At 60.7% G+C, this 25395-nt stretch carries 24 protein-coding genes; 1 reads left to right on the top strand and 23 read right to left on the bottom strand.

Features of this window, described 5'->3' with window-relative positions:
- Positions 1–13 precede the first annotated feature (13 nt).
- Positions 14–1420, bottom strand: coding sequence for a hemolysin family protein (locus ACRWA7_RS12745; protein WP_438391338.1), 1407 nt, complete (start codon positions 1418–1420; stop codon positions 14–16).
- Positions 1421–1480: 60 nt separating this feature from the next.
- Positions 1481–2626 carry a sensor histidine kinase gene (locus ACRWA7_RS12750; protein WP_438391339.1) on the bottom strand — a complete coding sequence of 382 codons (1146 nt, stop codon included), beginning with the start codon at positions 2624–2626 and terminating at the stop codon, positions 1481–1483.
- Positions 2627–2882: 256 nt separating this feature from the next.
- Between ACRWA7_RS12750 and ACRWA7_RS12755 the strand changes: the two genes are divergently transcribed.
- Entirely contained in the window at positions 2883–3224 is a 342-nt protein-coding gene (locus ACRWA7_RS12755; protein WP_060818465.1) for an FKBP-type peptidyl-prolyl cis-trans isomerase, read from the top strand.
- A gap of 51 nt (positions 3225–3275) precedes the next feature.
- Here the strand turns inward: ACRWA7_RS12755 and ACRWA7_RS12760 are convergent, their stop codons facing one another.
- The 21 genes from ACRWA7_RS12760 to gltA all read right to left on the bottom strand — a co-directional run bounded on the left by ACRWA7_RS12760 (position 3276) and on the right by gltA (position 25362).
- Positions 3276–4469, bottom strand: a complete 1194-nt coding sequence (locus ACRWA7_RS12760; RefSeq protein WP_438392778.1) for an O-succinylhomoserine sulfhydrylase — start codon at positions 4467–4469, stop codon at positions 3276–3278.
- A gap of 282 nt (positions 4470–4751) precedes the next feature.
- Positions 4752–6299, bottom strand: coding sequence for an amidophosphoribosyltransferase (purF, locus tag ACRWA7_RS12765; RefSeq protein WP_060818464.1), 1548 nt, complete (start codon positions 6297–6299; stop codon positions 4752–4754).
- A gap of 137 nt (positions 6300–6436) precedes the next feature.
- Complete coding sequence (locus ACRWA7_RS12770) at positions 6437–6973, bottom strand: CvpA family protein (RefSeq protein WP_060818463.1); 537 nt, start codon at positions 6971–6973, stop codon at positions 6437–6439.
- Between the two features lie 6 nt (positions 6974–6979).
- On the bottom strand, positions 6980–7867 hold the full coding sequence (locus ACRWA7_RS12775; RefSeq protein ID WP_438391340.1) for an SPOR domain-containing protein: 888 nt from the start codon (positions 7865–7867) through the stop codon (positions 6980–6982).
- Positions 7868–7902: 35 nt separating this feature from the next.
- A complete protein-coding gene (folC, locus tag ACRWA7_RS12780; protein WP_438391341.1) occupies positions 7903–9225 on the bottom strand; it encodes a bifunctional tetrahydrofolate synthase/dihydrofolate synthase in 1323 nt (440 codons plus the stop codon).
- Positions 9226–9341: 116 nt separating this feature from the next.
- Positions 9342–10214: an acetyl-CoA carboxylase, carboxyltransferase subunit beta gene (gene accD, locus ACRWA7_RS12785; RefSeq protein ID WP_060818460.1), complete on the bottom strand. Its 873-nt coding sequence runs from the start codon at positions 10212–10214 to the stop codon at positions 9342–9344.
- Between the two features lie 64 nt (positions 10215–10278).
- The gene (gene trpA, locus ACRWA7_RS12790; protein ID WP_438391342.1) at positions 10279–11082 is read right to left on the bottom strand and encodes a tryptophan synthase subunit alpha; all 804 of its coding nucleotides are present in this window, start codon (positions 11080–11082) and stop codon (positions 10279–10281) included.
- 61 nt (positions 11083–11143) lie between these two features.
- Positions 11144–12007: a DNA-methyltransferase gene (locus tag ACRWA7_RS12795; RefSeq protein WP_438391343.1), complete on the bottom strand. Its 864-nt coding sequence runs from the start codon at positions 12005–12007 to the stop codon at positions 11144–11146.
- Between the two features lie 11 nt (positions 12008–12018).
- Positions 12019–13212 carry a tryptophan synthase subunit beta gene (gene trpB, locus ACRWA7_RS12800; RefSeq protein ID WP_060818712.1) on the bottom strand — a complete coding sequence of 398 codons (1194 nt, stop codon included), beginning with the start codon at positions 13210–13212 and terminating at the stop codon, positions 12019–12021.
- Between the two features lie 48 nt (positions 13213–13260).
- On the bottom strand, positions 13261–13935 hold the full coding sequence (locus tag ACRWA7_RS12805; RefSeq protein ID WP_438391344.1) for a phosphoribosylanthranilate isomerase: 675 nt from the start codon (positions 13933–13935) through the stop codon (positions 13261–13263).
- Complete coding sequence (truA, locus tag ACRWA7_RS12810) at positions 13907–14758, bottom strand: tRNA pseudouridine(38-40) synthase TruA (RefSeq protein WP_438391345.1); 852 nt, start codon at positions 14756–14758, stop codon at positions 13907–13909. Before truA ends, ACRWA7_RS12805 begins: the two co-directional genes overlap by 29 nt.
- Before the next feature lie 7 nt (positions 14759–14765).
- Positions 14766–16808 carry a FimV/HubP family polar landmark protein gene (locus ACRWA7_RS12815; RefSeq protein WP_438391346.1) on the bottom strand — a complete coding sequence of 681 codons (2043 nt, stop codon included), beginning with the start codon at positions 16806–16808 and terminating at the stop codon, positions 14766–14768.
- A gap of 127 nt (positions 16809–16935) precedes the next feature.
- Complete coding sequence (asd, locus tag ACRWA7_RS12820; RefSeq protein ID WP_438391347.1) at positions 16936–18057, bottom strand: aspartate-semialdehyde dehydrogenase; 1122 nt, start codon at positions 18055–18057, stop codon at positions 16936–16938.
- Positions 18058–18525: 468 nt separating this feature from the next.
- Positions 18526–19593: a 3-isopropylmalate dehydrogenase gene (gene leuB, locus ACRWA7_RS12825; protein ID WP_438391348.1), complete on the bottom strand. Its 1068-nt coding sequence runs from the start codon at positions 19591–19593 to the stop codon at positions 18526–18528.
- Positions 19594–19624: 31 nt separating this feature from the next.
- Positions 19625–20275, bottom strand: coding sequence for a 3-isopropylmalate dehydratase small subunit (leuD, locus tag ACRWA7_RS12830; RefSeq protein ID WP_060818452.1), 651 nt, complete (start codon positions 20273–20275; stop codon positions 19625–19627).
- A 19-nt stretch (positions 20276–20294) separates the two neighbouring features.
- A complete protein-coding gene (locus ACRWA7_RS12835) occupies positions 20295–20423 on the bottom strand; it encodes an entericidin A/B family lipoprotein (RefSeq protein ID WP_060818451.1) in 129 nt (42 codons plus the stop codon).
- Positions 20420–21829: a 3-isopropylmalate dehydratase large subunit gene (leuC, locus tag ACRWA7_RS12840; RefSeq protein ID WP_438391349.1), complete on the bottom strand. Its 1410-nt coding sequence runs from the start codon at positions 21827–21829 to the stop codon at positions 20420–20422. Before leuC ends, ACRWA7_RS12835 begins: the two co-directional genes overlap by 4 nt.
- A 249-nt stretch (positions 21830–22078) precedes the next feature.
- Positions 22079–23179, bottom strand: a complete 1101-nt coding sequence (gene ppk2, locus ACRWA7_RS12845) for a polyphosphate kinase 2 (RefSeq protein ID WP_438391350.1) — start codon at positions 23177–23179, stop codon at positions 22079–22081.
- Positions 23180–23235: 56 nt separating this feature from the next.
- Positions 23236–23457, bottom strand: coding sequence for a YdcH family protein (locus ACRWA7_RS12850; protein WP_060818449.1), 222 nt, complete (start codon positions 23455–23457; stop codon positions 23236–23238).
- Between the two features lie 165 nt (positions 23458–23622).
- Positions 23623–23838: a DUF3079 domain-containing protein gene (locus ACRWA7_RS12855; RefSeq protein WP_438391351.1), complete on the bottom strand. Its 216-nt coding sequence runs from the start codon at positions 23836–23838 to the stop codon at positions 23623–23625.
- Between the two features lie 222 nt (positions 23839–24060).
- A complete protein-coding gene (gene gltA, locus ACRWA7_RS12860) occupies positions 24061–25362 on the bottom strand; it encodes a citrate synthase (protein WP_060818448.1) in 1302 nt (433 codons plus the stop codon).
- Between the last annotated feature and the right edge of the window lie 33 nt (positions 25363–25395).

Consider the following 25395-nt stretch of genomic DNA (forward strand, 5'->3'; position numbering starts at 1 on the left):
CCGAGCGGAAGAATCAATGCGCTTCTTCCGCGACCTCTTCATGCGGATACACGCGCACGAGCACAATGCGCGGTCCGTTCATTTTTTTCACGACGATATCGAAGTGGTCGAACCCCACGCGCTGCCCTTCGCTTGGCAAATCGCCCAACGCGTTGATCACGAGGCCGCCAACCGATTCCGCCTGCCCTTCGTCTATATCGATCCCCAACGCCCGCTCAAGCGATACCACAGGCAAGCTGCCCTTGCCCATCAGCGTGCCGTCGTCCATGCGCGACCAGTCGGCGTCGCCCTGACGGAATTCGTCGTGAATCTGGCCGACGAGCGCACCCAGAAGATTGTCGAGCGTAAGAAAACCTAGCGGCTTTTCACCCTTGCGGCCAACCAGGGCGAAATGCGGCGCGCCCTTGCGAAAACGCCGGAACAATTCGAGCGCGGAGAGATTTCCCGCCACGTACTGGACGGGGCGCACATGGCGCGCGAGCGAATCCTGTTTGGTGTCGTGACGCGTCAAGCCGTGGAGAAGGCCGCGCCCGGCGCCATCGCGTGCAAGCAGCAGGTCTTTCAGATGGATCATGCCGAGGACGCGCTCGCTGGTGCCATCGGCGAAAAGCGGATAGCGGCTAAAGCGGTGCCGCGCGACCACCTGCATGTTTTCGCGCATGGACACGTCGTTGCGAAGGCCGATCATTTCGTGACTCGGGCGCATCAGGTCGGACACCGTCATGCGGCTGAAATCCAGCGAATGCGCAATGGTGTTCCATTCGTCGGCGTTATAGCTGGACGCGGCGCTCGATCCCGGCAAACCCAATGTATCCGGCGTGGTCGACGCGCCGCTCAGCCGCCGGCCGCGCAGGATCAGCTTGAGTTCGTCGGTGGAATAATGCGCGTCGCCGCCGTGTCCGGTGCCGAGTCCGAACAGGCGCAGCACGGAGTTCGCGCTTGAATTGAGCACCCAGATGAACGGATACATTGCCCAATAGAAGCCGTAGAGCGGCATGGCGACCCACAGGCCGACCTGTTCGGCGCGGCGGATCGCCCACGATTTCGGCGCGAGTTCGCCCACCACGATGTGCAGAAAAGAAATACAGGAGAAAGCGAAGAACAACGAGACCGCATCGATCAGCTTCGCCGATTCGATACCCGCCAGCGCGAAAAGCGGATGCAGCAACGCGGCGAACGCCGGCTCGCCCAGCCAGCCGAGCCCAAGCGATGCTAGCGTGATGCCGAGCTGACACGCCGACAAATACGCGTCGAGCTTGCCGTGAACCTTCGCGAGCAGGCGCCCGGGCAAGCCGTTCGACCGCGCGATAGCCTGGACGCGCGTGGCGCGCAACTTCACGAGCCCGAACTCGGCCGCGACGAAAAACCCGTTCAACGCGACGAGCAGCAAGGCACCAATTAGCGCGACAACCTGATTCAAAGCAACCTGCTCCACGAGAGAAAACGCCAGTATAGAGGCGCAAGCTGATCGAAAGTTAAATCAGGTGCCGCTCAGCGGGACGCGCAGCTTGAGCGTGATGTTGGCGTTATCGGCTATGTCGTCGTGTTCGAAGATGCCGCCGTGCGACTCCGCTACCCGCTTGCAGAGCGCCAGTCCCCATGCAATGCGCGCCGCTTCCCGCGGCTGCGTGGCCTGCTTGCGCGCAAATGCTTCGAGCGCGTGGGGCAAGTCGGGGTCGGTAAGCGCTTTCACCGATGCGGTGAAACTGACGGCCACCTGGAAAGCGCCGTCCTCCACGCGCGCCTGTGCGATAACCGTTGAGCCTGCCGTGCTGCCCTCGGCGGCGAACGCGAGCATCAGCCACAGCGCCTGCGCCAAGCGTTCTTGATCGCCGCTCATCTGCTCTTCGGCCAGCGCCGATTCCACCTGCAGCGTCACCTTGCGCGCCGTGGCAAGACCCGCGCGCGCGTCGCTCGCCGCGTGCTCGACGAGCGGACGCAAGGCGAATATGGTGCGATCAAGCGTGAGCGTCCGGGTTTCGGCGCGGGTGGTATCGATTGTTTGCTCGATCAGCTTCACCTGTTGCTCGACGCCCGAACGAATCCCGCCAAGGGCGCGTTGCGCTGCGGCATCGGCGGCGTCGACCTTGCGCTCGAGCACGTAACCCCAGCTATGGATCGCGTTCAACGGTCCGCGCAGATCGTGCGACGCGATGCCCAGCACGTGATCGCGCATGAACAACGCCGCTTCGGCGCGCAAGTGCGCGGTACGCTCGTCCGCCTGCTTCTGCGGCGTTTGGCAGGCGGAGGTTTCCGGACTGCACGGCGACACGACCAGCGTCACCGTATCCGTATTGGGCAATGCGAGGATGGCAAATGCGCGCAATCGGGCCGGCGCGTCGCCCTCTTCAATCGATACCCGCGCGCGCCGCACGCTGCCGGCGGCGAGCGCTGCGTCGGCGACTTCGGCCAGCACCGCGATCAATGGCTTGGGCAGCGGGATATCGGTGAGCGCGTGGCCTTCGAACGCGTGGGCGTCGCGATCGAACAGATGGGCGAGGACGGTATCGGCAGAGAGGCAGCGCTGCGCGGCATTCAGCACGAGCACGCCATCCATGCCCGCGACCGGCGCTTCAGGACGGGCAACCCGCCCCGTTTCGACCGTGCCGGAAAAAGACGTTGTCACGATTGGAAATCCTTGAGCGTTGATAGAGGCGAGGCGCTCGCCCGCTTTATCGAGATGCCCACTCATTATAGGGGAGTACCGGAAGGCGCCTCGATTCAGGGAAAGTCAGCCTCATGCAATTATTTTCAAGATATCGGCATGAAGATGGAGCAAATGCCGTGCATGCTTCGCCCGATGTAACGATCAGCTCGAAAGCCCTACAATACGGGTTTCGATTTTAGCTGGCGACGCCGCCGGCACACACAAGGAGAGTTACATGGCGATCGTGACGACAGATTCGGGCCTCAAATATGAAGACCTGATTGTGGGTGAAGGCGCGGATGCCGTCGCCGGAAAAACGGTCAGCGTGCATTACACGGGCTGGCTGACTGACGGGCAGAAGTTCGACTCGAGCCATGACCGCAACGATCCTTTCGCGTTCGTGCTGGGTGGCGGAATGGTCATCAAGGGCTGGGATGAAGGCGTGCAGGGAATGAAAGTCGGCGGCAAGCGCAAGCTGACGATTCCGCCGCAACTCGGATACGGCGTTCGTGGCGCAGGCGGGGTGATTCCGCCGAATGCCACGCTGGTGTTCGATGTGGAATTGCTGGACGTTTGATTTTCCAGCGCGGGCGGCGGCCGGTCAGACCCTGGCCGCCCGCGGCCGGCTTTATCGCGCGTTCAAGCCGCGTTCCAGGTCTCCCTTGATATCCGCGGCATTCTCCAGGCCCACCGCCAGCCGGATCAATCCCTCGCGAATCCCCGCCGCTTCCCGAACCTCAGGCGTCAATCGGCCATGCGTTGTCGTGGATGGATGCGTGATCGTCGTGCGCGTATCGCCGAGATTGCCGGTGATCGAACAGATCTTCGTCGAGTCGATCACGCGCCACGCGTTCGCCCGCTGCTCTTCCCGGGTCGCGCCCTTCAGTTCGAACGACACGATTGCGCCACCCGCCTTCTGCTGCTTTTGCGCAATCGCATATTGCGGATGCGACGCGAGCCCCGGATAAAACACACGCTCGATAGCCGGATGCGTTTCCAGCCAGCGCGCAATCTCCAGCGCATTCGCGGATTGCTTTTCGACGCGTAAGGAAAGCGTTTCCATGCCTTTCAGCAACACCCACGCGTTGAACGCGGACAACGTCGGCCCGGCGCTGCGCACGAACGGAAACACCTTTTCCATGATGAACTGCTTCGACCCGACCAGCGCGCCGCCCAGCACGCGGCCCTGGCCATCGAGAAACTTGGTGGCCGAATGCATCACGACGTCCGCGCCGAGTTTCAAGGGCTGCTGCAGCGCCGGACTGCAAAAACAGTTGTCGACGACGAACAACGCGCCCACTTCCTTCGAAATCTTTCCGATTGCCTCGATGTCCGCAATCTCCGTCAGCGGATTCGACGGCGTCTCGAGGAAAAACATCTTCGTTTCAGGCCGCACGGCGGCGCGCCATTCATCGAGATTGGTCGGATCGACGAATGTGGTGGTAATGCCGAACTTGGTGAAGATCTGCGAGAACATGCCAACCGTCGATCCAAACAGGCTTTTCGAACTGACCAGATGGTCGCCCTGCTGCATGGAACACATCACCGCCGACATGATCGCGGCCATTCCCGACGCGGTCGCCATGCACGCCTCGCCGCCTTCGAGCGCGGCCAGACGCTTCTGGAACATTGCGACGGTTGGATTGGTGAAACGCGAGTACGTATACGCCTCTTCCGCGTTCTTGAAGCTCTCCGCGGCGTGCGCGGCGCTTTCGAACACGAAACTCGATGTCAGGAATATCGCTTCCGAATGCTCGTTGAAGTCGCTGCGCAGCGTTCCTGCGCGCACGGCGAGCGTGTCGAAGTTGAGGTTGTCGTCCATGTTCATATCGTCTGTTCTGTCCATTCTTTTCATCTCTTTTATTCGTGGTGGCCCGGCGGCAGCCAAAAACCGGGACGCAAAAAAGCCCGCTTCTGCGTCAGCATGAGCGGGCTCGGTGCGGAAAAGCCTGTAGCGTCGCCGGGGTGATCGGTATTTACGGTTCTCACCACCGGTTCGCTTTAGCTGTTTCGGGTCTCGACTGATGAAGCCATCAAAACCCGCGTCCGCAAGCTGATCTCAAATCGACGCAAACCCAATCCTATCACGCGTTTCTTAGTCAGGTCATTCCACCGACAACTGCAGATGCAACTGCGAACGCGATACGCCGCCTTCCATCGCTTCACTGGCGGCGTCGCGATCCGACTGCGCCGAGGGCGCCAGCCGCGCCGTTTCGAGCCGATCCAGATAAGCCTCGTTGATATCGCCGGTGATGTAGTTGCCGTCGAAACACGACGCGTCGAATTCGTTCAACTCCGGGTTGATGTCGCGAATGGCCTGCTTGAGATCCGCCACGTCCTGATACACCAGATGATCCGCGCCGATCATGCGCGCGACTTCGTCGTCCGATCGGCCGTGCGCGACCAGTTCGCCACGCGTGGGCATGTCGATGCCATACACGTTCGGGAATTTCACCGGCGGCGCGGCGGACGCGAAAATCACCTTCGCGGCGCCGGCATCGCGCGCCATCTGCACGATTTCATGAGACGTCGTCCCACGAACGATGGAATCGTCCACGATCAACACGTTCTTGCCCTTGAACTCGATCGCCATGGCATTCAGTTTCTGACGCACCGACTTCTTGCGCACCGCCTGGCCCGGCATGATGAACGTGCGGCCAACGTAGCGGTTCTTGAAGAACCCTTCGCGATACTCCACGCCCAGCTTCGCGGCCACCTGCATGGCGGCGGGACGCGACGAATCGGGAATCGGCATCACCACGTCGATTGCCACGCCCGGCAGCACGCGCTTGATCTTCTCGGCGAGGTAATCGCCCATGCGCAGGCGCGCGTTGTAGACCGGCACGCCATCGAGGCACGAATCGGGACGCGCCAGATACACGAGTTCGAAAATGCAGGGGTTGAGGCTGGGGTTATCGGCGCATTGCTGGCTGTGCAGGTTGCCGTCGTTATCGATGAAAATCGCTTCGCCCGGCTCCACGTCGCGCACGAACTCGAAGCCAATGCCTTCAACCGCCACCGATTCCGACGCGACCATCCATTCCACGCCCGTCGCCGTTTCCATCTTGCCGAGCACGAGCGGACGAATGCCGAACGGATCGCGGAAAGCCACGAGCCCGTAACCGGCAATCAGCGAAACGATCGCGTACGAACCCTTCACGCGCCGATGCACGCCGCTCACCGCCTTGAAAAGCGCGGCCGGGTCGAGTTGCAGGCCGGAACTCGACAACTGCAGTTCGTGGGCGAAGACGTTGAGCAGGACTTCGGTATCGGACGCGGTGTTGATGTGCCGGCGATCGATCCGGAACATTTCTTCCTTTAACTGCGGCCAGTTCGTCAGGTTGCCGTTGTGCGCGAGGATGATGCCGAACGGCGCGTTCACGTAGAACGGCTGGGCTTCTTCTTCACTCGAAGCCGACCCGGCTGTCGGATAACGCACCTGGCCAATGCCGACATTGCCCGGCAGGCTGCGCATGTTGCGCGTGCGGAACACGTCGCGCACCATGCCATTGGCCTTATGCATGTGGAAGTTGTTGCCGTTCGCCGTCGCAATGCCCGCTGCATCCTGGCCGCGATGCTGCAGGAGCAGCAGGCTGTCATAGATCAACTGGTTGACGGGAGTCTGGGAAACTACGCCTACGATGCCGCACATGGCATTGGTCCTTCAAAGAGTCGAAACGGGTCGAAAGGGCGTATCGGCGCAACGGTTCAGAGCATCTCAAAATATGCCTGAACTGCGTGGTGCTGCGCCGAGCTTTCACACAACCCCCGTGGAGCGCGCCTTGAGCGTTATTGCGCGGGCGCCGTCGACGGTTCTTGCGAGCCGTCCGGCGTGGTGCGCACATACGCGGCGAGCGTATCGGGAAGCAGCGGTTTCAGTTCTCGCACGCCTTGTTCGGCCGCGGGCCGGAACAACGCGTTACGCCAGAAATCGTGTTGCGGCAGTTCGGTCAAGCCCGCCAGGGCGACCAGGATCACTACCAGAATTGCGCCTCGCACGAGGCCAAACAAAAGTCCAAGCGACCGGTCGATACCGCGCAGCCCCACCACTTCGGTCACGCGCGTGAGCAACGCACCAGCCACGCTCGATATCAGCAGTACCGCCGCCACGATCAGCAAAAACGCGATCAGCCATTGTGTCAGCGCGCCGCCCGGCCAGTTCGCCGGAATGTACGGCACGACGAGCCTGACAAACCGCCCGGCGATCAACAACGCCGCGATCCAGCCGATCAGGCCGAACACTTCGGCCAGCAAGCCACGCCACATGCCGCGCAGCGCGGAGAGGCCGATCACGGCCATCACCGCATAGTCAAAACTCGTGAACATCAAATGCTAATTCGCCGACGCATTGTTGTTGCCGCCACCGCCAAGGCCTGCCTGACGCACCTTGCCCAGCGCCGCCGATGCAGCCGTCCGGTCAGCAAACGGCCCCGCACGCAAGAGTGCGCGCGTCGTGCCGTCGGCTTCTTTCCGATGTTCGACATATGCGGGCACTCCCGCCGCCTTCAACTTGGCAACCCAACTTTGGGCGACGGCGTCTTCGTCGAAAGTACCGATCTGGATCACAAAGCGGCTACCCGCGGGCGATGCAGGCGTGTTCTTCTGGGCGGCAGCGGCAGTTGCCGGCGCGTCCGCGAGCGGCTTCGCGGCTTGTGCGGGCGGCGTTGCCGGTGTGACTGGTTTCTGTGCGGCTGGGGCGGACGCAGCGGCTTTCGCCTGTGCCTGCGATTCGGCGGGTTTTGCAGCCGGCTTCGACTCGGGCCTGGCTGCCGGTGCGGCGGCTTTGGGCGGATTGTCCGCGTCAGCGGCCGGACTGTCGGGCGCCACGCCTGCCTGGGTATCGGTTGCCGATTCGGCCGCTGAATCGGTCGCCGGAACCGCTGCCGTATCGCTACGGGAAGTCTTGGGCAACGGCGCGGCGGGGCGCGCGGGGATATCGATGGAAATGTCGTCGGTGACGGGCTTCGGATGTGAATCCAGCACCATCGGCAGGACGATCACCGCCGCCGCGACCAGCGCAAGCGCGCCCACCAGACGGCGACGCGCACGCTGCTTTTCGGGCAGCGTAGGGTCCAGCATCATGGCATCGGCTTCGGGGCGGTCGCTGCGGCGCGTCCTGCGTTCCGTACGGACGGTCTGACGCGAGCCGCGCGGAGAGTCGGAATATGCATCGCGACCCGAGGGCGCGTCGTCTTTCTTGCCGAACGAAAAAAAGGACATGGTTGGCTTGTGCGAGAGGCTGGCCGGCCGTCCGTTCAATGACGCTGCGATTTACGGTACGCCATGACACCGGCCACCGTATGGAAACTGCCGAAAACCAAAATTCTATCATTTTCGGACGCCCGCTTTAACGCATCTTGAAAAGCGTCGGCCGGATTACTGAATTGTGTAACGCTGCTGTCCGCGCTGTCGTTGACGCCGGCGTCGCGTAAAACGCGTTCGAGCGCGGCCGGCGAGGCGCCGCGGGGCGTGGGTAGCGCCGTCACGTTCCAGCGGTCGATCTCGCCCTTCAGATGCTCCACAATGCCGGCGATGTCCTTATCGGCCATCGCACCGAACACCGCATAGGTGTAGGGAAAAAAGCCCATGTTGCCGAGATTCTGTGCCAGAACCGCTGCTGCGTGCGGGTTGTGGGCGACGTCGAGGATCACTTGCGGCTTGCCGGGCACGACCTGGAAACGGCCCGGCAACTCGACGTTCGCGAGGCCGAGGCGAATATCCTGCGCCGATACGGGAATCCGGTCGCGCAAGGCTTCGAGCGCGGCGAGCGCCGCCGACGTATTGATCAGTTGATTCGCGCCGCGCAATGCCGGATAGGCCAGCGCGGAGCGCCGCTGCGTACGGCCGATGTAACTCCATTGCTGGCGCTCGTTGCCGCCCTGCGCTTCGTATCGGAAGTCTCGCCCGACCAGCCACAGATCCGCACCGATCGCCGTCGCGTGATCGATCAGCGACTGCGGCGGCGACGGATCGCCGCAAACCGCAGGGGTGTTTGCACGGAAAATGCCGGCCTTCTCGAAGCCGATCTTCTCCCGCGTGTCGCCAAGATAGGCCGTATGGTCAATATCGATGCTCGTCACGATCGCACAATCCGCATCGATGATATTGACCGCGTCCAGCCGTCCGCCAAGGCCCACTTCCAGGATCACGGCGTCCAGTCCGCTCGATGCAAACAGCCGCATGATCGCAAGCGTCGTGAATTCGAAATACGTCAGCGACACGGGTTCGGCCAGGCTCGTGCGCGCCTTTTCAACGGCTTCGAAGTGTTCGAGCAATTGCGCATCGGTGGCGTCGGCGCCGTTGATCCGCGCGCGCTCGTTGAATTCAAGCAAATGCGGCGACGTATGGCAGCCCACGCGATATCCGGCGCGCAGCAGGATTGTTTCGATGATCGCGCAGGTCGAACCCTTGCCGTTGGTCCCGCCCACGGTGATCACAGGACACGAGAACTTGAGACCCAGCGCGTCGCGGACCTGGCTGATGCGCGTCAAACCCATATCGATACCGACCGGATGCGCCGATTCCAGATGCGCCAGCCATGCGTCGAGGGAAGGAAAACTAACCGATGAAGTCGTCATGAAAGAGTGCTGCCAGCCGGCTAAAAACGAGCCAAAAAGAAAAGACGAAAACAAAAGCGCCGCACGCAACCCTCGGCGGGTTCGCGCGCGGCGCGTGAAAACAACGCGCTATGACTTCAGGCCACCGAATCAGCCGGCTGCATTGTCAGCAACGCAATCAGGCGCGCAATTTCTTCGCGCATTTTCCGGCGGTCCACGATCATGTCGATCGCGCCCTTCTGAATCAGGAACTCCGAGCGCTGAAAGCCTTCCGGCAATTTTTCGCGCACGGTCTGCTCGATCACGCGCGGTCCGGCAAAGCCAATCAGCGCCTTTGGTTCCGCGATCACCACGTCGCCGAGGAAGGCGAAACTGGCGGATACGCCCCCCATGGTGGGATCGGTGAGAACGGAGATGAACGGCAACTTGGCTTCGGCGAGCTTGGTCAGCATGGCCGTGGTTTTAGCCATCTGCATGAGCGACAGCAAGCTTTCCTGCATCCGCGCACCGCCCGATGCCGTGAAGCAGATGAACGGCGTGCGTTGTTCGAGCGCATTGCGCGCGCCGCGTGCAAAACGTTCGCCGACGACCGAACCCATTGAGCCGCCCATGAAGGAAAACTCGAAGCACGCAGTCGTGACCGGAATAGTGTGGATCGCGCCGCCCATGACCACCATGGCGTCGGTCTCGTCGGTATCTTCCATCGCTTCTTTCAGGCGATCCGGATACTTGCGGCTGTCCTTGAACTTGAGCGCGTCGACGGGCAGCACTTCCTGGCCGATTTCATAGCGGCCTTCCGGATCGAGCAGGCCGTCAAGCCGTTCGCGCGCGCCAATCCGCATGTGGTGGCTGCACTTCGGACAGACATGCAGATTCGCCTCGACGTCGTTGCGGTACAGCACCGCTTCGCACGACGGGCACTTGATCCACAACCCTTCCGGAATACCCTTGCGGCTTTTCGGATCGGTTTGCTTGATCTTCGGCGGTAACAGTTTGTCGAGCCAGCTCATCGTGTTTCCTTCATGTTTCGCGTGTTTTCGCAGCTATTTTGCTTCATATAGCCACAATCACGGGTTATTTTGCAGAATCGAGCGCCGCACGAATCTCGGCGATAAAACCCGTCAGTTTCTCAGCCGCCGTATCCGGCGACGCCTCTTCGAGCAATTGCACGAGACGGCTGCCGATCACGACAGCATCCGCTACATCCGCCACCAGCCTTGCCGACGCCGCATCGCGGATACCAAAACCAACGCCGACCGGCAGCGCTACATGCGCCTTGATGGCCGGGATTTTACTCGCGATACTCGCCACGTCCAGATTTGCCGCGCCGGTCACGCCTTTCAGCGACACGTAATACACATAGCCGCTTGCCACCTTGCCCACGGCGGCAATGCGTTCATCGGTCGATGTGGGCGCAAGCAAAAAGATGGGATCGATACCGGCGGCGAGCATCGACTGGCTGAATTCCACCGATTCCTCCGGCGGATAATCCACGACCAATACGCCATCCACGCCCGCTTCCTTCGCGGCTTTTGCGAAATCTTCGGTGCCCATGCGCTCGATCGGATTCGCATATCCCATCAGCACAACCGGCGTCACGGTATTGGTTTCGCGAAAGCGTGTTACGTCAGCGAGAACGTGCTTGAGCGATACGCCGCGCGCCAAAGCCCGCTCGGAAGAACGCTGGATCACGGGACCATCGGCCATGGGGTCGGAAAACGGAACGCCGAGTTCGATTACGTCCGCGCCGCCCTTGGCGAGCGCGTGCATGAATTCGACGGTCTGCTCGGGATTCGGATCGCCCGCGGTGATGAACGGGATCAAGCCCTTTTTGCCCTGCTCGGCCAACGCCGCGAAAGTACTTTTAATACGGGACATGATTATCTCTTTGCGCATTAGCCGCGCGTTTAACGTTTTTTAGCAGCGACTTGAGCGAAATTCACGCTTGATCGATGGAAGCATTTTCAGCGATGGCCGCCGGCTTTTCGGCAGCCACAACAGCCGGTGGAGTCTGTGCCACGCGCGCTTGCGCAATCGCGTGGTAATCCGCGTTGATCTCGTAGCCGACGAACAGCCGCCCGTGGCGCGCGCAGGCAACCGCCGTCGTGCCGCTGCCCATGAACGGATCGAGCACGCGGCCGCCGCGCGGACAACTCGCCAGCACCATTCGCTCGACGATTTCGAGCGGCTTTTGCGTCGGATGATCAACACGCTCAGCATGCTGCCGATGCAACCGCGACACCGACCACACGTCTTTGGGGTTGTATCCGAGTTCGAGCCACTTGCTACCTTCGAACAATTTTCGCGAACGCGCTTTCTTCGTCACTGCGTCGTAGGGAATGCGGATGGGATCGAGATCGAAGAAGTAATCCTTCGATACCGCAAAATAACCGATGTTGTCATGCACCGACGTAAATCTGCGCACCGTTCCGCCCATGCTCGGCACCCGCCTATCCCAGACAATCTCGTTGACCATTGTCAGGCGGCGCTTGAGGAACACAAAAATCTCGGGCGCATATTGCCACGTGCAAAAAATGTAGAGCGAACCGCTCGGCTTGAGCTTCGGAATGGCCAGTTCAAGCCAGCCGTAGGTCCAGTCGAGGAAGGCATCGCCGGAACGCATGTCCGAATCGTTGCCGTAATCCTTGCCGAGACCATACGGCGGATCGGCCACGATCAGATCGATCGAGCCGTCCGGCAGGTTCGCGGCATCGGCGAGAAAATCGCGATGATGCAACTGGATACCGCCGTGCGCGTAGGCGTCGGTGGCATCCGGCGTTGCATGGACAATCTCATCGCGCATGGGTTGTGGGCTCAGAACGTGATGCCGGTGCGCTCGGCGACCGTATGCATGTCCTTGTCGCCACGACCTGACAGATTGACGAGCAGCAGCTTGTCCTTGGGCAACGTGGGCGCGAGCTTCGCGGCGTAGGCGAGCGCATGGCTCGACTCGAGCGCGGGAATGATCCCTTCGATCCGGCAGCAATCGTGGAAACCCTTCAGCGCTTCTTCGTCGGTAATGCCCACGTACTCCGCGCGTCCCGCATCCTTCAGCCACGCGTGTTCCGGACCGACGCCCGGATAATCCAGCCCCGCCGAGACCGAATGCGTCTCGATAATCTGACCGTTGTCATCTTGGAGAAGATAGGTGCGATTGCCGTGCAGCACGCCCGGACTTCCACCTATCAGCGAAGCAGCATGACGCCCGCTTTCGATGCCATCGCCCGCAGCTTCCACGCCGATCAGCCGCACGTCTTCATTCTCGATGTACGGATAAAAGATACCCATTGCGTTCGATCCACCGCCGACACATGCGATCACCGCATCGGGCTGACGACCGGTCATCTCGGGCATCTGAACCTTGCATTCGTCGCCAATGACGCGCTGGAAGTCGCGCACCATCATCGGATACGGATGCGGACCCGCCACCGTGCCAATGATGTAGAACGTGTTTTCGACGTTCGTGACCCAGTCGCGCATGGCTTCATTCAGCGCGTCTTTTAGCGTCTTGGAACCGGATTCCACCGGCACGACCGTCGCGCCAAGGAGCTTCATGCGGTACACGTTCGCAGCCTGACGCTTCACGTCCTCCGAGCCCATATACACAACGCATTCCATGCCGAAACGCGCCGCAATGGTCGCGGTCGCCACGCCGTGCTGTCCCGCGCCGGTTTCCGCGATCACGCGCGGCTTGCCCATCTTGCGTGCGAGCAGCGCCTGGCCAATCACGTTGTTCACCTTGTGCGCGCCGGTGTGGTTCAAGTCCTCGCGCTTCAGGTAAATCTGCGCGCCGCCGAGCATCTCGCTCCAGCGCTTGGCGTGATAGATCGGCGACGGACGGCCAACGTAATGCTTCAGTTCATATTCATATTCCGCGATGAACGCCGGATCCTTGCTGCATTCGGCGTATGCATCGCGAAGTTCGTCGAGTGCGTGAATGAGCGTTTCGGAGACGAACGTGCCGCCATAAGGGCCGAAATGGCCTCGATTGTCTGGTAAGTTGTACATGTATGTCACTCTCTCGGTCCGCGGAAGCGTTGCGCTTGTCCACGTTGATCATCCGGCATCCGCTTCACGCACCGCGCGTACGAACGCCGCCATTCGGGCGTGATCTTTCACGCCCCTGGCCCCCGCTACTTCGATGCCGCTGGAGACATCGACCGCGTAGGGCCGCACGAGCCGGATGGCCTCATGGACGTTTTGCGCGTTCAACCCACCACTCAAAACGGCCCGATGCCCGAGATCTGTTGGGATAAGTGACCAATCGAATACCTTTCCACCGCCACCGTAGCCATCGACAAAAGCGTCGAGAAGCAAACCGCTGGCTGCTGAATAATTGAGAGATGATTCTACCAAATCGCGTGCGTTGGCATCGGGCCCTACCCGAACCGCCCGCCACCATGGCAAACCGGCGACTTCGGCAAGCGCGGCGCATTGGGCCGGGGTTTCGTCGCCATGGAATTGCAGCAGGGACAATCTCACATTCGACGTCACTTCGCGAATCCATTCCGGCGTCGCGTTGACGAACAAACCCACGGCCGACACCAGCGGCGGCACGCGCTCCGCCAGATCTATCGCCTGGCCGACACTGACCGATCGCGGGCTCGGCGGATAAAACACGAAACCGACGGCGTCGGCGCCCAGGTCGACGGCGGTATCGACGTCTTCCGTCTTCGACAGACCACACAGCTTGATGCGCGTTCTATGCAGATCCTGATTGTTCTCGTTCACGTTCACGCTCTCGTCCACGTTCGATTTCTTGCCAGACCGCGCTCCACGGGTAGCTTCCCAGACACGGCGCGGGCACGGCGAAGTGCTCAGGATAGCCGACCTCGGCCAGATAGAGGCCGTCGGGCATGAAGGTCGGCGCGGCGCGCTTGCGATCGCGCGCCTCCAGCAATTCGCGCATCCAAGAAGGCGGATGCTTGCCGCGGCCAATCGCGACGAAACATCCCATCAGGTTGCGCACCATGTGATGCAAAAACGCGTTTGCGCGAAAGCGGAAGTGGATGAAATCGCCCTGCTCCACAATGTCGATCTGATGCAGGTATTTCACCGGCGTCTTCGCCTGGCACTCGGACGATCGAAACGCCGTGAAATCATGCTTGCCGATAATGCTGGCCGCCGCCTCGCGCATTGCGTCGGCGTCGAGCGGCGCGTAGCACCAGCCGGCGCGGCCGGGGATCATAGGCGAGCGAACGGGGTTCACGTACAGCGCGTAGTAATACGTGCGCTCGAACGCGCCGAAGCGCGCGTGGAAATCGTCGGGCATCGGGCGCGCCCACTGGACCGCGACACTGTGCGGCAAATACGCGTTCGTTCCGCGAACCCAGGCAAAGTCGGTACGGTCGAGCTCGGTATCGAAATGAACGACCTGACCCAGCGCATGAACACCCGCGTCCGTGCGTCCCGCGACAACCGTCTGCACGCGCGTCTGCATGAACTTGCCGAGCGCATGTTCGAGCACGTCCTGCACGGTCTCGACCTCGGATTGTGTCTGCCAGCCGCTGAACGCCGAACCGTCGTACTGGATACCAAGTGCAATGCGTTTCAAGGGCATATCAGGAAAGCGGCGCCAGTGTGGATAACAGCGTGGCGGCGGGCTGGCGCGTGGCTGGATCGTTGGATTCGATGACTTCCTGCAACAGCGTGCGCGCGCCGGACAAGTCGCCGAGTTCGATGTATTCGACAGCCAGTTCCAGCTTGTTGCGGGCGATGGTTGCAATCTGCTCCGGGGTGAATGCGGGCAGCGGCTCGGTCTGGCTTGCGGGCGAGTCGTAGTCGAAGTCGAGGCTCAACGGCCCGAAGCGCGACGCGCCCAGACCGGCCACCGAGGCCGCGCCGGCCGTCCCCGTTTCGATTTTCCCGGCGGCCGATTCCGCAGACGGCCCGGCCGGTGCATCGGGATGACGATGCTGCTCGTTCTGACGATCGAACACGGCGGGATCGGCGATGGGTTGCGGGATTATCGTGGCTGGATCGATTTGGGGTGGTTCTGCCGCTGCGGGATGGTCGGTTTCAAGCGGCGCTTCCCGGCGAGGCGGCAAGCCGAAATCGAGCGCGCTCAAGGCTTCGATTGCTTCCTGCGGGAATTTGGGCTGAGGAAGGCCCGAAGCGGCGGAGGATGGCTCGTCGTCGTAGGAAGAATCGGAGTCGGTTGCGTGATCGGTGGGCTGAATCGTGGCTTCTTGTGCAGCGGCTTCACGAGCTTCGGCTTCTTGCGCTTCGGCTTCCCGAACTGCTGCTTCGCGCGCCTCAGCCTCCACTCTTTCGGCCTCATGCGCAGCCGCCTCGCGTGCCGCCGCCTCCCTCGCCTCCGCTTCCCGAACGGCAGCTTCCCGGGCAATGGCCTCCCGCGTCGCTTGCTCCAGGGCTGCGGCGTGTTCTGCTGCAGCGCGTTCAGCAGCCAGCGCCGCCTCGACCGCGCCCGGCCGTGGCGGCGTGAAATCACGATGAAGCGCCGCCGGTGCATCCGGCATGAACGGCGCACGCTTCGCCTCTGGCTCGGGCGGCAGGGCAGCAGTGCTCAACGTCACGCGCGCTGCGTCGGCATCGTCGAGATCGGCTTCGTTCGGCGTGAGCGGCATGTCTTCAGTAGGGGAATCGAAGACCTGGGCCGCATCGTAGTTTTCCATGCTGCCCGCGACCACGTTCAACTCACCTTGCCCGCGTTGCACGGCCGTGCCTTCCAGATCGGCAGCGCCTGTCGCCGAATGCGAAGGGGCTTCGTGCGCCAGGGTACGCGGCGTTTCCGGTGGCGGTGAAACAACAGGCGTGTCCGGCGTTACGGGTTCGTCCGCTGGCGCTGCGGCGACACGGCGCCGCTTGCCGGCTCGCATTGCCATGAGAAGCAGGCCAATAGCCACGATCACGCCGATAATCCAGACGATCGGCCCGTTTGCCGGCGCGGCCGAAGGACTCACCGTGGACGCGGGCACAACCGGCGGCGCAGCGGGCGCCGACGCAACTGCCGGCGTGGATGCCGGCGTACTTTCGCTGCCGCTCGCGGTAGGCTGAGCGTCGGAGACAGGTGCTGCTGCGCTTGCATCGCTCGATGCGGTCGCGGCGCCGCTTATTGTCCCACCGGTGACATTCGATGCCGCCTCCGCCGGAGCGGCTGCGATTTCCGGAGCGCTTGCGCCGACTGTTGGCGCCGACGCCACGGACGCCACCGACGCCGCCGTACCGGACGCCGCTCCATCAGGAGCCGAAGCCTCCGCCGCGCTCGCCGCGCCATCTGTCTGAGGCACGTTCAAAACCGATCCCAGTTTCAACCGGCTTGGATCGTGACCCATGAACGCGTTCGGATTGGCATCGAAGAGCGCGCGGGCCATTTTTTCGCGCGTGGCCCGATCGGTCGATCCTGTGATCTGCGTAGCGATATCGCTCAGCGATTGCCCGGGCTTCACGCTGTATTGCGTGACCGCGCCTGCGTCCGATGCAGCCACGGTGGCGGATGCAGCGCTGGCTTGAGCCATTGCATCGAATGAAACCGACGTCCCGAGCAGCACACTCGCAACGCTCGCCGCAATCAGCACCGTGCGCCGCACACGGCTGGCGTGGCGGGGCTGCGAACGAAGTGGCCGACTCGGACGAACGATCATTGAAACTCCAGGCGAGTGGACGGAAAACAGGAAACGGAACCGCGGAAACGCCGTCGCAAAACGAAAAAGCGCCGCGCAAGCGCGACGCTTCAATCGAACAGCCGCGCGTCGTGGCGCGTAGTTTACTTTACTTGTCGAGCAGGATGCGAAGCATCCGGCGCAGCGGTTCGGCCGCGCCCCATAGCAACTGGTCGCCCACGGTGAACGCGGACAGATATTCGCCGCCCATCGCGAGTTTGCGCAGACGGCCGACCGGCACCGTCAGCGAACCCGTAACGACCGCCGGCGACAAATCGCGCATCGACGCTTCACGTTCGTTCGGGACCACCTTCACCCAATCATTCGCCGATGCCAGAATGCCGTGCACTTCATCCAGCGGCACGTCCTTCGTGAGCTTGATGGTGAGCGCCTGCGAATGGCAACGCATTGCGCCGATGCGCACGCACAGGCCATCGACCGGAACCGAGCCTGGCTCGCCCATGGCGGGAAGCCCGAGAATCTTGTTGGTTTCCGCGCCGCCCTTCCATTCTTCCTTCGACATGCCGTTGCCGAGATCTTTATCGATCCACGGAATCAGCGAGCCCGCGAGCGGCACGCCGAAGTTGTCAACAGGCATGCGTTCGCTCGACATGGCCGCCAGAACGCGCTTGTCGATATCCAGAATAGCCGATGCCGGGTCCGCCAGATCTTCCTTGGCCGCCCCGTACAGCACGCCCATTTGCTGCAGCAGTTCGCGCATGTTCTGCGCGCCCGCGCCAGAAGCCGCCTGATACGTCATGGCGGTCGTCCATTCGACCAGCTTGTGATTGAACAGGCCGCCGAGCGCCATCAGCATCAGGCTGACCGTGCAATTCCCGCCGATAAAATTCCGGCCGCCCTTGACCAGCGAATCCTTGATGACGTTCAGGTTCACCGGATCAAGAATAATGACGGCGTCGTCCTTCATGCGCAGCGACGAAGCCGCGTCGATCCAGTAACCTTTCCAGCCGGCCGCGCGCAGCTTCGGATACACGTCGTTCGTGTAATCGCCGCCCTGGCACGTAATGATCGCGTCGCACTTTTTCAGGTCGTCAATGCTTGTCGCATCTTTGAGTTTCGTCTCGTTTTTCGCGAACGACGGCGCATTGCCGCCCGCATTGCTGGTGCTGAAAAACACCGGTTCGATCAGGTCGAAATCGCCTTCCTGCTGCATGCGCTGCATCAGGACGCTGCCGACCATGCCGCGCCAACCAACGAGACCTACGTTCATGACTAACCTTTAGTTTGGACACTTCCCCGCTTGGATCCGACCCTCCGCCGGCGTGACCGCGCGGGGAAGATGGGCGGGCACGGCAGGCGATCAGCGCAACGTGATCGTTTTGAGGGAAATGGTTTTCGTAATGCGTTTGAGGCACGTGCGTGTGTTCAAACGCGTAATGGCGAGACGAGTCGTGCGGGCGCCTTCAATGCCGCCGCATGAAATCGAGTCCTGAGAGATTTTAGAGATCTTCGCCATAACAAAAGAGTCTACACGATAACCCACCTATTTCGTGCTCGTTTCGTGCTCTGCGCATGCGTTTCACGCTGTTTCGACGTGGTTCATGCGCCAAAAGCCACGAATCGAGATGAAATATCGCGATCGACCGTATCTTGATAACACCCCGATCGCGAGACGCTTTTCCACCGGAATTTTTCGCCGCTTTGCTCAGCGGAAAAGCGCGTTGCCATTTCCAGGAACTTAAAGCGCCGCGAGAACCGCGTCGCCCATTTCCTTCGTACCGACCGTGCGGCCGTCTTGCGTGGCGATATCGCCGGTACGGAAACCTTGCGCCAGCACCTTCTTCACCGCCGTTTCAATGCGATCCGCCTGCTCCGTCTTGCCGAGCGAATAACGCAGCATCATTGCGGCGGAAAGGATGGTTGCGAGCGGATTCGCCACGCCCTTGCCTGCGATATCCGGCGCCGAACCATGCGACGGTTCGTACAAGCCCTTGTTGTTCTTGTCGAGGGAAGCCGAAGGCAACATGCCGATAGACCCCGTCAACATGGCCGCTTCGTCCGAGAGAATGTCGCCGAACATGTTGCCCGTCACGACCACGTCGAACGCTTTCGGCGCCTTTACCAGCTGCATGGCCGCGTTGTCCACGTACATGTGCGACAGCTCGACGTCCGCATATTCCTTCGATATATCGATCATCACGTCGCGCCACAACTGCGACGTTTCGAGCACGTTCGCCTTGTCGACGCTCGTCAGCTTCTTCGCGCGCTTTTGCGCGGCCTGAAACGCGACGTGTGCAATGCGGCGCACTTCCGGCTCGGAATAACGCATGGTGTCGAAGCCTTCCTTCGCGCCTTCGAACAAGCCATCCGGCGATGACCGCACGCCGCGCGGCTGGCCGAAATAGATATCGCCATTCAGTTCGCGGATGATCAAAATATCCAGCCCGGCAACAATCTCCGGTTTCAGCGACGAAGCCGCCGTCAGTTGCGGATAACAAATCGCTGGCCGGAAATTCGCGAACAATTGCAGATGCTTGCGCAGGCCCAGAATAGCTTGCTCGGGACGCAGTGCGCGCTCGAGCGAATCGTATTTCCAGTCGCCGACCGCGCCGAACAGGATCGCATCCGATGCCTTCGCCAGCGCGAGCGTTGCGTCCGGCAGCGGATGGCCGCTCGCCTCGTAACCCGCGCCACCGACCGGCGCTTCTTCGATCTCGAACTTCTCACCGAGCGCGTTCAGGACCTTGACAGCTTCCTTGATGATTTCCGGACCGATGCCATCGCCGGGCAGCACTGCAATCTTCATGGTGTTTCCTTGGGTCTTGGTTGTTTGGTTCTTAGCGCACGAGGCGATTGTTCAGCCACGGTTGCGTGACGAGACGCTCGTTTTCGAATTGCCGGATCTTGTCGGCATGGCGCAGCGTCAGGGCGATATCGTCGAAACCATTCAGCAGGCAGAACTTGCGAAAGCCCGGTACGTCGAACGGATATTCCGTGCCGTTGCCCGTCAGCACGACCTGACGCTCGAGGTCCACGGTCAGCGTGAAGCCGTTGAATGCGTAGGTTTCGTTGAACAGCTTGTCGACCTGGCTTTCCGTCAGCACGATCGGCAGCAGGCCATTCTTGAAGCAGTTGTTATAGAAGATATCCGCGAAACTCGGCGCAATGATCGCCCGAAAACCGTACTGGTCCAGCGCCCACGGCGCATGTTCGCGCGAGCTGCCGCAACCGAAGTTCTCGCGCGTCAGCAAAATCGACGCGCCCTTGTAGCGCGCCTGATTCAACACGAAATCGGGGTTCAACGGACGCTTCGAATTGTCCTGGCCGGGTTCGCCGACATCAAGGTAACGCCATTCATCGAACGCATTCGGGCCAAAACCCGTGCGCTTGATCGACTTCAGAAACTGCTTCGGAATGATCGCGTCGGTGTCGACGTTTGCACGATCCAGCGGCGCCACGAGCCCGCTATGTACAGTGAATTTTTCCATGATCCGTAACCGGTTTGGTTTATTTGACCGCGTTGCTGATTGCGTTGCCGGTGGCGCGCATGTCCTCGCCGAAGCCGTGAACCGTGTTGCAGGCCGCGGCGCCGAGTACGACGCCCATCAGCGCAAGCCAGATTGCGACGCGTTTCATGCGAGCTCGCGAATATCGACGAAATGGCCCTCGATGGCCGCCGCCGCCGCCATTGCCGGGCTCACCAGATGCGTGCGGCCGCCCGCGCCCTGACGTCCTTCGAAATTGCGATTCGACGTGGACGCGCACCGTTCACCCGGATCCAGCCGGTCGGCATTCATGGCGAGACACATCGAGCAACCGGGTTCGCGCCACTGAAAACCCGCGTCGATAAACACCTTGTCCAACCCTTCGCGCTCGGCTTGCGCCTTTACGAGACCCGAGCCCGGCACGACCATCGCCAGACGAATATTCGACGCCACGCGGCGGCCGAGCGTCTTCACCACATACGCCGCCGCGCGCAAGTCCTCAATCCGCGCATTCGTGCACGAACCGATAAAAATCTTGTCCGGCTTGATGGATTGCATCGGCGTGTTCGGTTCGAGCGCCATGTATTTCAACGCGCGCTCAATCGCATCGCGCTTGACCGGATCCTTCTCGCGTTCGGGATCGGGCACGCGGCCGTCGATGGACGTCACCATTTCCGGCGACGTACCCCACGTCACTTGCGGTACGATCTCGGCCGCATTCAACTCCACCACGCGATCGAATTTCGCGTCCGCGTCGGACTTGAACGAGCGCCAATACGTGGCCGCCTGCTCGAATTCCACGCCCTGCGGCGAAAACGGACGATCTTTCAGGTAGTTGATGGTAGTTTCATCGACAGCGACCATGCCAGCCCGCGCGCCCGCCTCAATAGCCATGTTGCAGACTGTCATGCGGCCTTCCATGGACAGCGCCCGAATGGTCGATCCGCCGAATTCGATGGCATAACCCGTGCCGCCGGCCGTTCCGATCTTGCCGATGATCGCCAGCACGATGTCTTTGGCCGTGCAGCCGCGCGGCAACGGCCCTTCCACCTTGACGAGCATGTTCTTGCTCTTCTTTTGCAGCAGCGTTTGCGTGGCGAGGACGTGCTCGACTTCCGACGTGCCAATGCCGTGCGCCAGCGCGCCAAACGCACCGTGCGTTGAAGTATGCGAATCGCCGCAGACTATGGTCATGCCCGGCAGCGTGGCGCCCTGTTCCGGCCCGATGATATGCACGATGCCCTGGCGCAAGTCGTTCATCTTGAACTGCGTAATGCCGTAGGCGTCGCAGTTGTCGTCGAGCGTATCGACTTGCAGCTTCGAGATAGGATCGGCGATGCCGTTTGAACGGTCGGTGGTCGGCACGTTGTGATCCGACACCGCCAGGTTCGCGCTGATTCGCCAGACTGGCCGTTCAGCGAGCTTCAGTCCCTCGAACGCTTGCGGGCTGGTCACTTCATGCAGCAAATGACGATCGATATACAAAATGGACGTGCCGTCGTCCTCGGTGTGGATCACATGCGAATTCCACAACTTGTCGTAGAGAGTCTGGGCCATGGTCTTTTGAACGGTTGTAACTGCGGGGTATGTTTTTCTGGTTTGATGATTATGCCACGCACAGCGGCGCGCCGCGCTGCCGCTCAAGAAAAAACCGATATAAAACATGGAGTTAGGGTGGTACTCATGCTACCTGTATGGGAAATACCGGGCTGGCGCGTTGCGGACAATCCGCGCGCCAGAACGCAAAACGGGCGTAAGCACTTATCGCACTTACGCCCGAAAATACCTTTATCTCAGCCTGAAAACTTACAAGGCTCGCCCCACGATCAACGGATCGACCGTCCCGATTGCGCGAATATCCCGATTCGCATACGGCAGCTTATGCAGGATATGACGCATGGCATTGAGCCGCGCGCGCTTCTTGCAGTCCGACCGGACCACCGCCCACGGACAATCGGCCGTGTCCGTTTGCGCGAACATAGCCTCTTTGGCTTCGGTGTACTCGTCCCATTTGTCCAGCGATGCAAGGTCAACAGGGCTCAACTTCCACTGCTTGAGCGGATGAATCTCGCGTTCCTTGAAACGCCGGCGTTGCTCTTCCCGGCTTACCGAGAACCAGAACTTCACGACATGTATTCCGCTGCGGACCAGTTGCCGTTCAAACTCCGGCACCTGTTGCATGAAATCGGTGTATTCATTTTCCGAGCAAAAGCCCATCACACGCTCGACGCCCGCGCGGTTGTACCAGGAACGATCGAACAAGACGATCTCACCCGCCGTGGGAAGATGCTGGACGTATCGCTGGAAATACCATTGGCCGCGCTCGGATTCCGACGGTTTCTCAAGCGCGACGACGCGGGCTCCGCGCGGGTTCATGTGTTCCATGAACCGTTTGATGGCGCCGCCCTTGCCTGCCGCGTCGCGCCCTTCGAAAACGATCACGAGACGTTCGCCCGTTTCCCGTACCCACGCCTGCAGTTTCAACAATTCCACTTGCAGCGCGTACTTTTCCTTCTCATATCCGCGCCGCGACATTAGATTCCGGTACGGATAACCGCCCGTGCGCCAGTTACGCGACAACTCGTCGTCCGGGTGACGCGAAGAGCGGGCATTCCACAACGCCGGGTCGCCCTCCAGCATGACGCTGCGCAAGGCCGCGGTTTCATCGGGCGAAAGGCCGTTCATCAACGTCTTGATGGTTTCCATCAACGTGACGGGATCCTGCGTGACATTCGTCGACAGTACTTGCTGGACGGTGCTTGCAATATGTTCGTTGGCTGCGTCGATGGCGCGGCTTGTTTCATCGATCTGCGCGGCTCGCGCGGTGCGGGTCGGTAGTACGTCTCCGCGCGCAACGTTGCGCACGGTTGAATTGCGAGCGTCGAGTTTGTCGTGCTGTGTTGTCAAAGTATTTTTCCTTGTCTGAGTGCCCCGGCTGTCCGGTTTGCCGGGGCACCGCCCTCTCAAGCGGTTGTTGCGGCCTTCTTCAGAACCACATAGATCTTGTCCTTCAGCAGCAGTTTTTCCTTCTTGAGCGTTTCGACGGACCGCCCATCCGCCGGAAGCGGACCGTTCTCCAGGTTCTTGATCTGATGATCCAGTTCGTTGTGCCGCTGGAACAATCGGGCAAAGTGAGCGTCTTCGGTTTTGAGTGTGGAAATCAGATCACGGAATTCGGGAAACATCTGGAGCTCCTCAAACATGATGCGGGTAACGCCCGCAGGGTCAGTAAGCCTGGATATCTTGGCATTACTACACAATTGCGATGTTGATAAACATCGTGTTTGCGTGAGTTTTGGCTTGGGTGGGATGGGTTGTGATGGGTTGGGACGCCGGTCAAGAACTTTGCACTACGCCACTTCGTCTTGCCGCCTGACCTGCACCGCCACCATCTCCTCAGCAACGCCCCGTTCCCATTCGAGCCAATCGTCCCCTAGCACTTCAACCGGGTGTTGCGTGCGGACGTTGCCATTTCCACAGCTCATGGAACCGGCAGCGCAGTATTTATGGCATTCCCAACAATTTCGTTCGGGATGCTTCGGGTGTTCCGGAAATTTCTTTGCCATTTGATTGACTCTCTTCGCAGATGAAAACGCGAAGAGCGGCTGCCGGCTTCGCACCGCTGAACATTCTCTCTCCGTTCACACTCGGCGCACACGAGCTGCGGCAATTAGCATCAACCAAAGAAAACGCCCTGACTGAGAACCAGTCAGGGCGTTTGTCAATCCAGCCTTGCCTCGCGCATTACACGCCCTTTGGGGTCATGCATGCGCGAAATGGCTTATTGCTTACCGCTTATCAATCGCCTTCGCTTCACGCGGCGTTTCACCAATAAACAACTGACGCGGACGACCAATCTTCTGCTCCGGATCAGCAATCATTTCGTTCCACTGCGCGATCCAGCCCACGGTACGTGCCATTGCAAACACGCAAGTGAACATGGCGGTTGGAATACCAAGCGCACGCTGAACAATACCCGAGTAAAAATCAACATTCGGGTACAGCTTGCGCGAAACGAAGTATTCATCTTCCAGCGCAATCTTTTCCAGCGCCATTGCGAGCTTGAACAATGGATCATCATGCAGACCCAGTTCTTCGAGCACTTCATGGCACGTTTCACGCATCAGTTTCGCGCGCGGATCGTAGTTCTTGTACACGCGATGCCCGAAGCCCATCAGCTTCACGCCCGAATTCTTGTCCTTCACCTGCTTGATGAATTCAGGAATGTTATCGACGGAACCGATCTCTTCCAGCATGTTCAACGCGGCTTCGTTCGCGCCGCCGTGCGCCGGGCCCCACAAGCAAGCAATCCCCGCGGCAATACACGCAAACGGATTCGCGCCCGAAGAACCGGCAAGACGCACGGTAGAAGTCGATGCATTTTGCTCATGGTCCGCATGCAGGATCAGGATGCGATCCAGCGCGCGCACGAGCACGTCGTTGACCTTGTACTCTTCGCACGGGTTCGAGAACATCATGTGCATGAAGTTCGCGCTGTACGACAAGTCGTTCTTCGGATACACGAACGGCTGGCCGATCGTGAACTTGTACGCCATGGCCACCAGCGTCGGCAGCTTCGCAATCATGCGAATGGCCGATACATCGCGGTGACGCGGGTCGTTGATGTTCAGCGAGTCGTGGTAGAACGCCGACAGCGCGCCAACGGCGGCCACGAGCACGGCCATCGGGTGTGCGTCGCGACGGAAACCGCGGAAGAAGAAATGCATTTGCTCGTGAACCATCGTGTGCTTCGTGACGGTTTCAACGAACTCTTCCTTCTGCTCGGCGGTCGGCAAGTCGCCATGCAACAGCGCGTAGCAGGTTTCAAGAAAGTCGGCCTTGACCGCGAGTTCCTCGATCGGATATCCGCGATACAGCAACTCGCCCTTGTCGCCGTCAATGTACGTGATCGCGGAGTTGCACGCCGCCGTCGACATGAAGCCCGGATCGTAGGTGAACTTGCCGGTCTGGCCGTACAGCTTGCGGATGTCGATCACGTCCGGGCCCAGGGTGCCCTTGTAGATCGGCATTTCGACGCTCGGCGAGTTGTCGCTGAACGATAGCGTGGCTTTAACATCTGACGGGGTCATAGCACATCCTCAATCGAAGTATGGAAACAGGTT

This window comes from Caballeronia sp. DA-9, assembly GCF_051615025.1.
In the GTDB taxonomy this organism is placed as follows: domain Bacteria; phylum Pseudomonadota; class Gammaproteobacteria; order Burkholderiales; family Burkholderiaceae; genus Caballeronia; species Caballeronia sordidicola.

Excerpts from the sequence above, each read along its gene's own strand:
- ACRWA7_RS12755 (WP_060818465.1), top strand. The coding sequence starts at position 2,883 with ATGGCGATCGTGACGACAGATTCGGGCCTCAAATATGAAGACCTGATT.
- ACRWA7_RS12760 (WP_438392778.1), bottom strand. The coding sequence starts at position 4,469 with ATGGACGACAACCTCAACTTCGACACGCTCGCCGTGCGCGCAGGAACG.
- purF (WP_060818464.1), bottom strand. The coding sequence starts at position 6,299 with ATGTGCGGCATCGTAGGCGTAGTTTCCCAGACTCCCGTCAACCAGTTG.
- ACRWA7_RS12770 (WP_060818463.1), bottom strand. The coding sequence starts at position 6,973 with ATGTTCACGAGTTTTGACTATGCGGTGATGGCCGTGATCGGCCTCTCC.
- ACRWA7_RS12775 (WP_438391340.1), bottom strand. The coding sequence starts at position 7,867 with ATGTCCTTTTTTTCGTTCGGCAAGAAAGACGACGCGCCCTCGGGTCGC.
- folC (WP_438391341.1), bottom strand. The coding sequence starts at position 9,225 with ATGACGACTTCATCGGTTAGTTTTCCTTCCCTCGACGCATGGCTGGCG.
- accD (WP_060818460.1), bottom strand. The coding sequence starts at position 10,214 with ATGAGCTGGCTCGACAAACTGTTACCGCCGAAGATCAAGCAAACCGAT.
- trpA (WP_438391342.1), bottom strand. The coding sequence starts at position 11,082 with ATGTCCCGTATTAAAAGTACTTTCGCGGCGTTGGCCGAGCAGGGCAAA.
- ACRWA7_RS12795 (WP_438391343.1), bottom strand. The coding sequence starts at position 12,007 with ATGCGCGATGAGATTGTCCATGCAACGCCGGATGCCACCGACGCCTAC.
- trpB (WP_060818712.1), bottom strand. The coding sequence starts at position 13,212 with ATGTACAACTTACCAGACAATCGAGGCCATTTCGGCCCTTATGGCGGC.
- ACRWA7_RS12815 (WP_438391346.1), bottom strand. The coding sequence starts at position 16,808 with ATGATCGTTCGTCCGAGTCGGCCACTTCGTTCGCAGCCCCGCCACGCC.
- asd (WP_438391347.1), bottom strand. The coding sequence starts at position 18,057 with ATGAACGTAGGTCTCGTTGGTTGGCGCGGCATGGTCGGCAGCGTCCTG.
- leuB (WP_438391348.1), bottom strand. The coding sequence starts at position 19,593 with ATGAAGATTGCAGTGCTGCCCGGCGATGGCATCGGTCCGGAAATCATC.
- leuD (WP_060818452.1), bottom strand. The coding sequence starts at position 20,275 with ATGGAAAAATTCACTGTACATAGCGGGCTCGTGGCGCCGCTGGATCGT.
- ACRWA7_RS12835 (WP_060818451.1), bottom strand. The coding sequence starts at position 20,423 with ATGAAACGCGTCGCAATCTGGCTTGCGCTGATGGGCGTCGTACTCGGC.
- leuC (WP_438391349.1), bottom strand. The coding sequence starts at position 21,829 with ATGGCCCAGACTCTCTACGACAAGTTGTGGAATTCGCATGTGATCCAC.
- ACRWA7_RS12850 (WP_060818449.1), bottom strand. The coding sequence starts at position 23,457 with ATGTTTCCCGAATTCCGTGATCTGATTTCCACACTCAAAACCGAAGAC.
- ACRWA7_RS12855 (WP_438391351.1), bottom strand. The coding sequence starts at position 23,838 with ATGGCAAAGAAATTTCCGGAACACCCGAAGCATCCCGAACGAAATTGT.
- gltA (WP_060818448.1), bottom strand. The coding sequence starts at position 25,362 with ATGACCCCGTCAGATGTTAAAGCCACGCTATCGTTCAGCGACAACTCG.